This is a genomic window from Exiguobacterium sp. s122 (assembly GCF_018618475.1).
Classification (GTDB): Bacteria; Bacillota; Bacilli; order Exiguobacteriales; family Exiguobacteriaceae; genus Exiguobacterium; species Exiguobacterium himgiriensis.
Genome location: NZ_JACSMD010000003.1, coordinates 1 through 13,236, shown reverse-complemented (window position 1 = coordinate 13,236; position 13,236 = coordinate 1). Strand labels below are relative to the sequence as shown.

General features: G+C 53.1%; 13 protein-coding genes, 1 rRNA gene and 1 riboswitch. All 14 genes read right to left on the bottom strand.

From position 1 onward, the window contains the following. Window positions 1-25: 25 nt before the first annotated feature. A complete protein-coding gene (purD, locus tag KNP92_RS12535) occupies window positions 26-1,279 on the bottom strand; it encodes a phosphoribosylamine--glycine ligase (RefSeq protein WP_214840993.1) in 1,254 nt (417 codons plus the stop codon). A gap of 13 nt (window positions 1,280-1,292) precedes the next feature. Continuing rightward, window positions 1,293-2,813, bottom strand: a complete 1,521-nt coding sequence (gene purH / locus KNP92_RS12530; protein WP_214840991.1) for a bifunctional phosphoribosylaminoimidazolecarboxamide formyltransferase/IMP cyclohydrolase — start codon at window positions 2,811-2,813, stop codon at window positions 1,293-1,295. Beyond that, entirely contained in the window at window positions 2,810-3,388 is a 579-nt protein-coding gene (purN, locus tag KNP92_RS12525) for a phosphoribosylglycinamide formyltransferase (RefSeq protein ID WP_214840989.1), read from the bottom strand. Before purN ends, purH begins: the two co-directional genes overlap by 4 nt. Then, on the bottom strand, window positions 3,385-4,419 hold the full coding sequence (purM, locus tag KNP92_RS12520; protein WP_211779974.1) for a phosphoribosylformylglycinamidine cyclo-ligase: 1,035 nt from the start codon (window positions 4,417-4,419) through the stop codon (window positions 3,385-3,387). The genes purN and purM overlap by 4 nt, the downstream gene beginning before the upstream one ends. 12 nt (window positions 4,420-4,431) lie before the next feature. After that, entirely contained in the window at window positions 4,432-5,841 is a 1,410-nt protein-coding gene (gene purF, locus KNP92_RS12515; RefSeq protein ID WP_214840987.1) for an amidophosphoribosyltransferase, read from the bottom strand. Beyond that, on the bottom strand, window positions 5,817-8,036 hold the full coding sequence (gene purL, locus KNP92_RS12510; RefSeq protein ID WP_214840985.1) for a phosphoribosylformylglycinamidine synthase subunit PurL: 2,220 nt from the start codon (window positions 8,034-8,036) through the stop codon (window positions 5,817-5,819). Before purL ends, purF begins: the two co-directional genes overlap by 25 nt. Beyond that, a complete protein-coding gene (gene purQ / locus KNP92_RS12505; protein WP_214840983.1) occupies window positions 8,020-8,700 on the bottom strand; it encodes a phosphoribosylformylglycinamidine synthase subunit PurQ in 681 nt (226 codons plus the stop codon). The genes purL and purQ overlap by 17 nt, the downstream gene beginning before the upstream one ends. Beyond that, entirely contained in the window at window positions 8,697-8,939 is a 243-nt protein-coding gene (gene purS, locus KNP92_RS12500) for a phosphoribosylformylglycinamidine synthase subunit PurS (RefSeq protein ID WP_214840974.1), read from the bottom strand. Before purS ends, purQ begins: the two co-directional genes overlap by 4 nt. Next, window positions 8,936-9,640, bottom strand: a complete 705-nt coding sequence (purC, locus tag KNP92_RS12495; protein WP_214840972.1) for a phosphoribosylaminoimidazolesuccinocarboxamide synthase — start codon at window positions 9,638-9,640, stop codon at window positions 8,936-8,938. Before purC ends, purS begins: the two co-directional genes overlap by 4 nt. A gap of 49 nt (window positions 9,641-9,689) precedes the next feature. Further along, window positions 9,690-10,982: an adenylosuccinate lyase gene (gene purB, locus KNP92_RS12490; RefSeq protein ID WP_214840970.1), complete on the bottom strand. Its 1,293-nt coding sequence runs from the start codon at window positions 10,980-10,982 to the stop codon at window positions 9,690-9,692. After that, on the bottom strand, window positions 10,979-12,073 hold the full coding sequence (gene purK, locus KNP92_RS12485; RefSeq protein WP_214840968.1) for a 5-(carboxyamino)imidazole ribonucleotide synthase: 1,095 nt from the start codon (window positions 12,071-12,073) through the stop codon (window positions 10,979-10,981). Before purK ends, purB begins: the two co-directional genes overlap by 4 nt. After that, window positions 12,073-12,537, bottom strand: coding sequence for a 5-(carboxyamino)imidazole ribonucleotide mutase (gene purE / locus KNP92_RS12480; RefSeq protein ID WP_214841407.1), 465 nt, complete (start codon window positions 12,535-12,537; stop codon window positions 12,073-12,075). Before purE ends, purK begins: the two co-directional genes overlap by 1 nt. A 91-nt stretch (window positions 12,538-12,628) precedes the next feature. Continuing rightward, window positions 12,629-12,730, bottom strand: a riboswitch (purine riboswitch). A gap of 139 nt (window positions 12,731-12,869) precedes the next feature. After that, on the bottom strand, window positions 12,870-13,061 hold the full coding sequence (locus KNP92_RS12475) for an NETI motif-containing protein (RefSeq protein ID WP_034809046.1): 192 nt from the start codon (window positions 13,059-13,061) through the stop codon (window positions 12,870-12,872). A 78-nt stretch (window positions 13,062-13,139) separates the two neighbouring features. Then, window positions 13,140-13,236: ribosomal RNA gene (gene rrf, locus KNP92_RS12470) — 5S ribosomal RNA — on the bottom strand; the annotation flags it as partial.

Here is a 13,236-nt window from a genome sequence, read left to right as displayed (position 1 = left end):
AAAAAAGGATAGGTTGACCCATCCTTTAAAAAATCTGTATAAGTGCTCGGTGACCGATGTCCGAGCGATAAAACGTATTTGGCAACGTGAGCGTCTCAAGCGCCGCATATGCCGCTTGTTTTGCCTCTTGTAACGTCGGTTTCGTCGAGGTGAGAACGAAAAGACGACCTCCGTTCCCGACGATCTCACCATTTCGCTTCGTTGTACCGGCATGGAAGACACGAATATCTTGAGGCAGTGCAGCAAACCCGGATAAGACTTGACCTGACACTGCTGCCGACGGATACCCTTCCGCCGCTACGACAATCCCTAATGTAAATGCGTTTAGCCACTCGATGGTGTACGACGCTTTCGCGACAACGGCCTCGATCACGTCAAGGAGCGGTGACGCCAGGTTCGGAATGATGACTTCGGTTTCCGGGTCACCAAAGCGTGCGTTAAACTCAATCACCTTCGGCCCATCAGCCGTCAAGATGAGACCCGCGTATAAGAACCCTTCGAACGGGGTTCCGCGCTTGACCATCGTCTTCGCGAGCGGATGAAGTACGCGTTCAATCGCTTCGGCATATACGTTGTCAGCTAAATGCGGCATCGGGCTATACGCACCCATCCCGCCCGTGTTCGGTCCTTCATCGTTGTCGTAGGCTCGTTTATGATCTTGCGACGTGATCATCGGGATGACGTGGTCGCCCGAGACGAACGCCATGAGCGAGAACTCTTCACCGTCTAAAAATTCTTCGATGACGACACGTGACTGGGCACCGAACTTATCGGTCGTAAAGATGTCATGAATCGCTTCTCGCGCTTCTTCAAGTGAGAAAGCGACCGTCACGCCTTTGCCGGCGGCGAGCCCGTCCGCTTTGACGACGAGCGGAGCGCCGATCGTTTCGATGTAAGCCAGTGCCGAGGGCGCGTCTGTGAACGTCTCGTACGCCGCGGTCGGAATATCCGCCTGACGCATCACTTCCTTCGCGAACGCTTTGCTGCCTTCTAGTAAGGCAGCCGCTTTCGTCGGCCCGAAAATACGCAAGCCCTCTTGTTCGAACACGTCGACGACACCAGCCATGAGCGCCGACTCCGGTCCGACAATCGTCCAACCGATTTGTTCTGTCTTAGCGAACGTGACGAGCGCCGTGAGGTCGGTCTCTTCAATCGGGACACACGTCATGCCGTCCATGTTGGGATTACCCGGGGCGACGAAGACGTCGTGCCCGTCCTGTTTCAATTTCCAGGCGAGGGCGTGTTCCCGCCCGCCGCGTCCAATGACGAGTACGTTCATCGTATCGCTCCTCTCAGTGTTTGAAGTGACGGACTGACGTGAATACCATCGTGATGCCGTGACGATTCGCCGCCTCGATCGACTCTTCATCTCGAATCGAGCCGCCTGGCTGGATGATGGCCGTGATGCCTGCCGCTGCTGCTGCCTCGACGGTATCCCCCATTGGGAAGAACGCATCGCTACCGAGTGCCGCACCCGTTGCGCGTTCACCGGCTTGTTCGAAAGCGATTTTCGCTGCCCCGACTCGGTTCATCTGTCCAGCACCGATCCCGATGGTCGTCTCATCTTTGGCGACAACGATTGCGTTCGATTTCACGTGTTTAACGACGCGCCAAGCGAGCTTCAAATCTTCCCATTCGGAAGCCGTCGGGCGTCGATCTGTCACGATTTGACACGAGGCGTCGTCGAGCGTCATGTCATCCCCGTCTTGGACGAGCAAGCCACCGGCGACCGCCGTCAACCGGGTCCCCGTCATCTGCCCCATGTCGAGTGTCAACAGACGAAGATTCTTTTTCTCTTTCAATCGGTCAAGTGCTGCATCACTAAAGGACGGAGCGATGACGATTTCAAGGAAGATGTCTCGAAGGGCCTCCGCCGTCTCAAGGTCAACTTCCCGATTCAACGCGACGATGCCCCCAAAAATCGAGACCGGATCGGCTGCATGGGCGCGTGTGAACGCTTGGTGAATCGTCTCGCCGACCGCGACACCGCATGGGTTCATATGCTTGACGACAACCGCTGCTGGCTCTGTCAACTCAGTGAGCGCCTCGAGTGCCGCATTCGTGTCTTGGATGTTGTTATACGAAAGTTCTTTCCCATGGAGCTGCACCGCGTTCGCGAGCGTCATCCCGTCATAGAGCGGTGTTTTGTAGAAGGCCGCCTGTTGATGCGGGTTCTCCCCGTAGCGGAGGTCTTGCACTTTCTCATACGTGACCGTGAGTTGTTCCGGGAATGCTTCCCCGATCTGTCGACCTAAATAGTCGGCGATGAGGGCATCGTATGCCGCTGTATGGCGGAACGCTTTGGTCGCGAGACGTTGACGTGTCTCAAATGAGGTCCCGCCGTTCGTGACTTCCTCGGCCACAACCGGATAATCAGCCGGGTCGACGACGACCGTCACGCTCGCATGGTTTTTCGCTGCAGAACGAAGCATGCTCGGTCCGCCGATATCGATATTCTCAATCGCCTCGTCATACGTCGCATTTTCTTTTGCAATTGTCTCTTTGAACGGATACAAGTTGACGACGACATAGTCGATTGGCTCGATATGATGGTCTTTCATCTGTTCAACGTGTGAAGGCAAATCGCGACGCCCGAGCAACCCGCCATGGACGAGCGGATGGAGCGTCTTCACGCGGCCGTCAAGCATCTCTGGGAACGAAGTCACGTCTGAAATGTTTTTAACCGGTAACCCTTCTGCGACGAGCGCCGCTTCCGTTCCACCTGTCGAAATGAGTTCGATGCCCGCCTGATGGAATGCACGTGCAAGCTCGATGATGCCTGTTTTGTCTGACACACTTAATAATGCTCTCACTTGAAAACCTCCTGTTGATTGAACACTTCATGTAATACATACGGATAGAGCGCATGCTCTGCCGCCTGAATCCGACGTGTCGCTTCTTCACGATCACAACCTGCGATGTCCACCTCACGCTGCGCGATAATGGGCCCTGTGTCCATCCCTGCATCGACATAATGAATCGTGACGCCACTGACGGTAGCGTTCGCATCAAGCGCTTGACCGATTGCATCTTTTCCTGGAAATGCCGGGAGGAGCGACGGATGAATGTTGAGAATCCGACTCGGATATGCATCGAGCAAGACGTCCCCAATCAAACGCATATAACCGGCCAAGACGATGTACTCGACACGAAGCGCTTGAAGCAACACGAGAATCTCTTCTTCAAAGTCTCGCTTCGACGCATACGCTTTCGGTGTGAACGAAAAGCTCGGGATGTGATGCGCATCCGCCCGCTCGAGCACTTTCGCTCCCGGCTTATCTGTTACGAGTAAAACACACTCGCCTGACAAATCACCCTGCTCAATTGACTGCCAAATCGTCTCCGCATTGCTTCCGGAACCAGAAGCGAAGATGGCGAACCGCTTCACTGATCGACACCCGTAATGCGGACGCCCGGTTTTGCATCCACTTTTCCGATGCGGTGCGCCGTCTCGCCAGCCCGTTCGAGAGCGGCTTCAACGACATCCACATCTTCGGGGCGGACCGTGATCATGAAGCCGATGCCCATATTGAAGACGTTAAACATCTCTTGCTTAGAGACGTGTCCGACTTGTTCGAGCCAGTCAAACACCGGCAGGCTCGGCCAGCTTGAGGCGTTAAATGTGACGCCGAGTCCTTCCGGAAGCATCCGAGGTACGTTCTCATAGAAGCCACCACCCGTAATATGGGCCATGCCTTGAACGCGCCCTGTCGCGATGGCCGCTTTTGCCGCCTCTGCATAAATTCGCGTCGGCAATAACAGGGCGTTGCCGAGCGTCGTATCAAGCATCGCGATTTCGTCCGTGTAGGCGAGTCCTTGCGACTCTACGATATGACGGACGAGCGAGAATCCGTTCGAATGAACGCCTGACGAAGCGAGTCCAAGAATGATATCCCCTGCTTCAATCGTCTGTCCGTCGATGAGCGCTTCCTTCTCGACGACTCCGACGGCGAACCCGGCGATGTCATATTCGCCGTCCGGATACATCCCTGGCATCTCAGCCGTCTCCCCGCCGACGAGGGCACAGCCAGCTTGGACGCAGCCTTCGGCTACTCCGGCGACGATCCGCTCGAGTTTCGCCGGTTCGGCTTTCCCGGTGGCGATGTAGTCTAAGAAATAGAGGGGTTCGGCACCGTGGACGAGGCAGTCGTTCACACACATCGCCACACAGTCAATCCCAATCGTATCATGTTGGTCGAGAGCGAACGCGAGTTTTAACTTCGTCCCGACCCCGTCTGTGCCACTTACGAGAATCGGATGCTTCATCTGCATCGAGCCGAGGTCGATCATCGCACCGAAGCTACCAAGGCCGGTCATGACCTCCGGACGCATCGTCCGTGCGACGTGACGCTTCATGCGCGATACCGCCTCATAACCCGCTTCTAAATTCACACCCGCTTGTTCATATCTTAAACTCATCGTCAGTCCCCCTCAAGCTTTTGTCTCTGTCACAAGTTCCGCCAGTTCTGTTGGATAAAGTCCGGTGAAGCAAGCGGCACACTGCCCGCGCAAGTTCCCTTCAAACGGTCGGTCAATCGCGTCGACCGTTCCTTCTAATGAAAGAAACGCTAGTGAGTCGGCCCCAATCTCTTCTTTAATCTCTGCGATGGATTTAGTGGCCGCAATTAACTCTTCCTTTGATGATGTGTCGATGCCGTAATAACACGGGTGTTTAATCGGTGGTGACGTGATCCGAACATGCACTTCGGTCGCCCCCGCTTCGCGGAGCATCTTCACGATACGTCGGCTCGTCGTGCCCCGGACGATCGAGTCGTCGACCATAATGACACGCTTGCCGCTTACAACACCTCGAAGTGCGGACAGTTTCATTTTGACGCCTCGTTCTCGAAGTTCTTGCGACGGTTGAATGAACGTCCGTCCGACGTAGCGGTTTTTGATGAGTCCCATCTCATACGGAATTCCGCTCGCCTCGGCATACCCGATCGCTGCCGAAATACTTGAATCAGGCACCCCGGTCACGACGTCCGCCTCGACCGGCGCCTCGTCGAACATCTTTTTCCCCATTGCTTTACGCGCCGTATGCACGTTTACTCCGTCGATAATCGAATCCGGGCGCGAGAAATAAATGTACTCCATCGAACACATCGCCCGGACCGCAGCTTCGCTGTAACGTTCAGACGTAATGCCGTCGGCGGTGATCATAAGCAATTCGCCAGGTTCGACGTCCCGGACGTATGTCGCGCCGACGACGTCAAACGCACACGTCTCAGATGCGAACACATACGCCCCATCCTCGGTTTGACCGAGCGAGAGTGGACGGAGCCCATGGACATCGACGGCGACGTATAACGTGTCTTCCGTTAAGAAAAGAAACGCGAACGCCCCGACGAGACGAGCCAAGCTATCAGAAATCCGTTCTTTCAAGGAATTGCCGCGACTCCGTTTAATCAAGTGGGCAACGACTTCGGTGTCCGACGTCGTTTGAAAGATCGCCCCTTCTGCTTCGAGCATATGTTTTAGCTCGATGGCGTTGACGAGGTTCCCGTTATGCGCCATCGCCAAGTCGCCACTGAGTGATTTAAAGTGAAGCGGTTGAACGTTTTCAAGCGTGTTCCCACCTGCCGTCGAATAACGGACGTGACCGATGGCATGATGGCCGGTGAGAGCGTCGAGTGTCGGTTCATCGAATACTTCGGCGACAAGGCCGAGCCCCCGCTTCGCATTCAACTGCTTCCCGTCCGACGTGACGATACCGGTCCCTTCTTGGCCCCGGTGTTGCAGGCTATGCAGGCCATAGTAGGCGAGATGAGATGCGTCGATGTGTCCATATACCCCAAACACACCGCACTCCTCGTTCATGCCTCGGATGTCATATAACATGGAATAGCTCCTTCCCATACACGTTCCAGCTCGGTGACCTCCAGCTCAATGAGACGATCGCTTGCCCGTATGATCAATTGTGGTGTCTCGGTCACATGTCCGAGACGCGCGGCGTTCGTCAACGACTCGAATACGTCCGCTTGATCGGCCGCGACTGTGACGAGGAAGCGTGACTGTGACTCACTAAAGAGTGTCGTCACGAGATCCGTCTCGACGCTCACGTCTAAACCAAACCCAGTCCCGAATACGAGTTCAGGCAGGGCAGCGGCGAGCCCGCCTTCTGACACGTCATGGGCTGCTGTGACGAGTCCTTGACGAATCGTGGAAAGAAGCGCTTGTTGATTCGTGCGTTCCGTCGCTAAGTCAAGTGACGGTGCATGCCCGCTTACTTTGCCGTCTTGAAGCATTTGAAGCGCACTTCCACCAAACTCTGGCTTCGTCTCACCGAGCAAGAAGACGACGTCGCCTGCTGTCTTGGCGAACGAAGTCGTGATATGTTCACGCTTTTCAATCAAACCGACCATGCCAACGACGGGTGTCGGATAAATAGCTGTTCCATTCGACTCATTGTAAAGCGAGACGTTTCCTCCGATGACCGGTGTATCAAGCGTTCGACACGCTTCAGCCATTCCTTCAACCGCTTGATCGAGTTGCCAGAACCCTTCTGGTTTGTCTGGGCTACCGAAGTTCAAGCAATCCGTGAGCGCGAGCGGTTCAGCTCCGCTCGCGATAATGTTGCGCGCTGCTTCAGCGACCGCAATCGCACCACCGACACGTGGGTCAAGGTACACGTATTTCGCATTACAATCCGTTGTCATCGCAAGTGATTTTTCTGTATCGCGAATCCGGATAACGGCAGCGTCACTTCCTGGCGCGACGACAGTTGACGTCTGGACCATGTGATCATACTGCTCGTACACCCAACGTTTCGAAGCGATCGTCGGCATGGCGAGGACATCTTTCCATGTCGCGAGCACGTCCGCGACGACCGGTTGGACCGGTGCCATCGCTTGGAACGTTTCGTAATAGGCCGGCACTTTTGACGGCTTATGATAGACTGGCGCGTCTTCAGCGAGCGCATCGACTGGCACTTCTGCCGCAATCTCGCCGTGATGCACAAGGCGGAGTACTTTGTCTTCGATGACTTCTCCGATTTTGATCGCATGAAGTCCCCACTTCGTGACGATTGCTTCGATCTCGTCTTCATGTCCTGCCTTGACGACGAGGAGCATCCGTTCTTGTGACTCCGACAACATCATTTCGTACGGGGTCATCCCTGACTCCCGTTGTGGGACGAGGTCGAGATTCATCTCGATGCCCATTCCGGCTTTTGACGCCATCTCAGCAGAAGACGAAGTGAGGCCTGCTGCGCCCATATCTTGGATACCGACGAGAGCCGGATGCTTAATGACTTCAAGGCACGCTTCGATTAACAGTTTCTCCATAAACGGATCTCCGACTTGAACGGCAGGACGCTTCTCGTCCGCATCCTCACCGAGTTCTTCCGAGGCGAATGTCGCACCGTGAATCCCGTCGCGGCCGGTCGTCGCCCCGACGTACATGACCGAGTTGCCGACGCCTTCCGCAATTCCTTTTTGAATGTCTTCGTGGCGGATGAGCCCGACGCACATCGCATTGACGAGCGGATTACCGGCGTATGCCGGGTCAAACGCGACTTCTCCACCGACTGTTGGAATGCCGACACAGTTGCCATATCCGGCAATCCCGGAGACGACGTGGCCGAATAGATGTTTCACACGTGATTCGTTCAAATCTCCGAAGCGGAGCGAGTTGAGGAGTGCCACAGGACGCGCACCCATTGAGAAGATGTCGCGGATGATACCGCCGACTCCGGTCGCCGCGCCTTGGTACGGCTCGATCGCTGACGGATGGTTGTGGCTTTCAATCTTGAAAGCGACCGCTTGCCCGTCACCGATGTCGACGATTCCAGCTCCTTCTCCCGGTCCTTGGAGGACGTGCTTCCCAGTTGTCGGGAATTTACGGAGTACAGGCTTCGAGTTTTTGTACGAACAGTGTTCTGACCACATGACCGAGAACAAGCCGATTTCCGTGTAATTCGGGTCACGTCCGAGTAGCGAGACGACGAGTGCGTACTCTTCGTCGGAAAGTCCCATCGTCGCGTATAAGCGTGCTTCACGGATATCTTGTGCTGTCGGTTCAGTTGTAACTAGCATGTCGAGTCCCCCATTTCACCATTGAAGTGAATAATCGTTTTCCGTCTTCACTGCCAAGTAATCGCTCGACCGCCCGTTCCGGGTGCGGCATCATACCGAGCACGTTGCCTTGTGCGTTTGTGATGCCGGCGATGTCCGCTGCCGATCCGTTCGGGTTGTCCGTATACGTGAATACGATTTGTCCGTTCGCCCGAAGCATCTCGAGTGTCTCGTCGTCACAATAGTAATTGCCTTCCCCATGTGCGATCGGAATCCGAATCGTCTCACCGCTGCCGTAGTCGCTCGTGAACATCGTCTCGTTGTTTTCGACTTTCAGCTCGACCGTCTTACACATGAACTTTAAATCACGGTTTCGCATTAACGCACCTGGCAATAACCCTGTCTCGACGAGCACTTGGAATCCATTGCAGACACCGAATACTGGACTTCCTTCTTCAGCGAAACGTTTCACTTCACTCATGATCGGTGAAAACTGTGCAATGGCCCCGCACCGTAAGTAATCCCCATATGAAAATCCTCCCGGGAGAAGCACACCGTCGTATCCGTCTAGTGACGTCTCCGTATGGAACACGTACTCTGCTTCTTCACCCATCACGTCTTTGACCGCATGGTACATATCGAGGTCACAGTTCGATCCTGGGAAGACGATGACCGCGAACTTCATGCGAGTACCCCCATCTCAATCTCGTAATTCTCAATGACCGTATTGACGAGTAACTTCTCACACATCTCTTGGACCATCGCTTCAGTCGTCTCATCCGTGACTTGAAGTTCGATCATCTTGCCGATGCGAACCGATTCAATACCTGTGAAACCGAGATGATCTAGGCCACCTTTGACGGCGACGCCTTGTGGGTCGAGTACACTTTCACGTAATGTCACGTACACGTTTACTTTTTTCATTGGTTCATTCCCCCTATGCGTGTTAACAGCTGGCCGTACGTCTCAGTCAGTGAGCCGAGGTCTCTACGAAATACATCTTTGTCAAGTTTCTGCTTCGTCTCTTGGTCCCACAGGCGGCAAGTGTCCGGCGAAATCTCATCTGCGAGAATAATCGTCCCGTCGACTTTACCGAACTCGAGCTTGAAATCGATTAAGTCGATGCCGTGGTCAGCAAAAAATTCAACTAAGACATCATTTACCCAAAGCCCAAGTTGTCGCAATGTTTCGACTTCTTTATGTGTAGCGACTTGTAGTAAACGGATATGATCTTCTGTCAGAAGCGGATCTCCGAGTGCGTCATCTTTATAATAGAATTCAACGATTGGTGCGAGGAGTGGTGTCCCTTCTTCCCAACCTAGTCGTTTTGCGAGACTGCCAGCAGCGACGTTCCGGACGACGACTTCGAGTGGAATGATGTCGACGCGACGGACGAGTTGTTCGCGGTCCGATACTTTTTGAATAAAGTGCGTCGGAATTTTATTGTCGTGCATCAGCTCGAACAAGCGAGTCGTGATGGCGTTATTTAGCACACCTTTTCCATCAATCGATTGTTTCTTTTCCCCATTGAATGCTGTTGCGTCGTCTTTATAGTAAACGCGGAGCACACCCGGCTCTTCTGTCTCGTATAACGCTTTCGCCTTACCTTCGTAGATTGCTTCCATCTGTATCCGTTCCCCCTTAAAGTGAGAGGGGCATGATGCCCCTCAACGATTACAAACCACAGCGTTCAAAAATCACATCGACACGGCGTACATGATGGCTCGGGTCGAATAAGTCATCGAGCTCTTCACTCGTGAAGAGTTGGCCCATTTCTGTATCCTGTTCAATCAAAGTACGGAACATCGTCTCTTCTTCCCACGCCTGCATCGCCTTCGGTTGCACGGCGTCATAAGCCGCCTCACGTGACCAACCTTTCTCGATTAAAGCGAGTAGAATCCGTTGTGAGAAGATGATGCCAAACGTCCGGTCCATATTGCGGCGCATGTTGTCCGGGAATACCGTCAAATTCTTCACGATGTTGCCAAAACGGTTGAGCATATAGTTTAAAAGGCTCGTCGCATCCGGTAAGATGATGCGCTCTGCTGACGAATGAGAGATATCGCGCTCATGCCAAAGTGGGACGTTCTCGTACGCTGTCACCATGTGGCCACGGATGACGCGGGCAAGGCCTGTCATGTTCTCAGAGCCGATCGGGTTACGTTTATGCGGCATCGCCGACGAACCTTTCTGTCCTTTCGCAAAGAATTCTTCGACTTCACGCGTTTCCGTCTTTTGAAGCCCACGAATCTCGGTCGCCATCTTCTCGATTGATGTGGCGATTAAAGCGAGCGTGCCCATATATTCAGCATGACGGTCACGTTGCAACGTCTGAGTCGAGATCGGTGCAGCCTGAATGCCTAATTTGTCGCATACATACGATTCAATGAACGGGTCGATGTTTGCGAACGTGCCGACAGCTCCACTCATTTTACCGAACTCAATCGTCTCACGAGCAGCCTTGAAGCGCTTCTTGTTCCGTTTCATCTCCTCGTACCAGAGCGCGAGTTTCAATCCGAACGTCGTCGGTTCAGCGTGGACACCGTGTGTACGACCCATCATGATATCGTATTTATGTGCTTTCGCCTTTTCAGCGAGAATATCGATGAAGCGATCCAAATCGGCCTCTAAAATATCGTTCGCTTGTTTAATCAAATAAGAGAGCGCCGTATCAACGACATCCGTCGACGTCAATCCATAATGGACCCATTTCTTTTCTTCACCGAGCGTCTCCGAGACGGCACGAGTGAAGGCGATCACGTCATGCCGCGTCTCTTGTTCGATTTCAAGGATGCGATCGACGTTAAATGAAGCTTCGTCCCACAGTACTTTGACGTCTTCTTTCGGGATGACACCTAACTCGCTCCACGCCTCACACGCGTAAAGCTCGACTTTGAGCCATGCGTCAAACTTATTCTCATCGGTCCAAATGGCCGCCATCTCAGGGCGGGTATAACGTGCAATCATAAAACAGTCTCCTTCCAAATTGCCAGTTGTTCGATGGTTTGAAGCGCCTCATCAACAGAAGGGGCGAGCACATTTAAATGTCCCATTTTCCGTCCTGGTTTTGCTTCATCTTTTCCATACAGATGTAGTTTAACATTCGATGGTAAGCTCTGTGGGTTCAGTTTAGGCATGTGTTCCCCCAGCAGGTTAACCATGACAACCGGAGTGTGTAGCGTCGTTCGACCGAGGGACATGCCCGTCACGGAGCGGATATGTTGCTCGAATTGTGACGTCTCACATGCGTCGATCGTATAATGTCCTGAGTTGTGAGGTCGTGGTGCAAGTTCATTTACGTAAAGGGACCCGTCTTTCATGACGAACAGTTCGACTGCGAGTGTTCCAATCAATCCGATCTGGTCAGCCAACTGTAACGCGAGATGACGGGCGTCTTCGGCGATGTCTTCGGAGACACGGGCCGGGACAATCGATAGATGTAAGATGTTGTCCTGATGAACATTCTCGCTAATCGGGAACGTCGTCGTCTCATGGACCCCTCGTGTCACGATGACCGAGATTTCTTTTTCAAATGGAAGCCATGCTTCAGCGACGTATTCCTCTTCGCGGAACTGCTCATTAAACGATTGCACGTCTTCTTTCGTCCGAATGACCGTTTGTCCTTTGCCATCGTATCCAAATCGACACGTCTTAATCACAAACGGTAATCCAAGTGACGCTTGAGCCTCTAGCACGTCTCGCACTGAGCGAATCGGTACGTACGGCGCGACACGTAGCCCTGCCGACTCAATCATCTGTTTTTCAAGCAAACGATGCTGTGTCGCTTTCAAGACGTCCATGCCTTGGGGGCACTTCTCACGAATCGCTTCAATCATAGTGGTGTCGATGTTCTCGAACTCATACGTGATGACATCGGTTCGCGCTGCGAGTTCTTTTGCTGCCTCGACGTCGTCAAAGTTCGCGACGATACTCGGGGCAACTTGCGCAGCAGGCGCGCGTTCTGCTGGATCAAGACTGAGTGTTTCATACCCCATTGCACTTGCACTGAGTGACATCATCCGTCCAAGTTGGCCACCGCCTAAAATCCCGATTCTCATTAGACCAGTTCCTCCGTTCCCTGCATCGCCATCTCTTTTTTCTCTTGGCGATACTGTGTGAGACGATCGACAATCTCTGTAGAATGAAGACTAAGAATTTGCGCTGCGAGGAGACCCGCATTGGTTGCACCGGCTTGTCCGATTGCGACGGTTGCGACCGGCACGCCGGCCGGCATTTGAACGATAGACAGTAGCGAATCGAGTCCATTCAACGCTTTCGATTGAACCGGTACACCGATGACCGGCAACGTCGTCTTCGCCGCCACCATTCCTGGAAGATGGGCAGCCCCGCCTGCACCGGCAATAATGATTTGAATGCCACGGTCTCTCGCTTTCTCAGCATATTCAAACATTAAGTCAGGTGTACGGTGTGCTGAGACAACTTGTTTTTCGTATGCGATGTGTAATGCATCAAGTACGGCACATGCATGTTGCATCGTCTCCCAATCAGATGAGCTACCCATGATTACACCAACTGTCTTCACTTCAACGTCCCCCTTAAAATAAAGAAATCCCCAAACCGATTCATCAGTTTAGGGTATAGACCACGACAAAAAAATGTCGACTATACCCCATAGTCTGACCAGAATCGGTGATCAGGTAGAAACTTGCAAGCCATTTCCTTGCGATTATATGGAGCGATATTTAATTTTCTTAACTCACACGCCTATCGTACCTTGTTCTTTGAAAACATGTCAACAAAGTGCGAACATTTTAATTGTCTGAATATTTATCGTTCGCTTTTAACCCGCTGTACGAAGACAAAAAAACCGCCCTCATAGAGGACGGTTAGGCATTATGGTTTGAGAGCAACGCACTCAAATAAAATCGATTGATGGGAATGTACAGGTTCGTCTTTGGTTCCCGTTTTTTCAAAGACAGGCTTCTCAATCCTACGTACCGGGCGATACCCCATTTGAGCGATGCGATCTAAACACTCACCGACCGTCTCGTTTGGCTCGACGTATACTTTGATTTTTTTGGCCATCTGTTCTTCCTCTCTTTCATTTGAATGACGATATAAAAAAGCGGCGGCCCTTGAGCGAATGCTCCAGAACCACCGTTTGCCTGGCGACGTCCTATCCTCACAGGGGGAGACCCCCAACTACTTTCGGCGCTGAAGCGCTTAACTTCCGTGTTCGGCATGGGAACGGGTGTGGCCG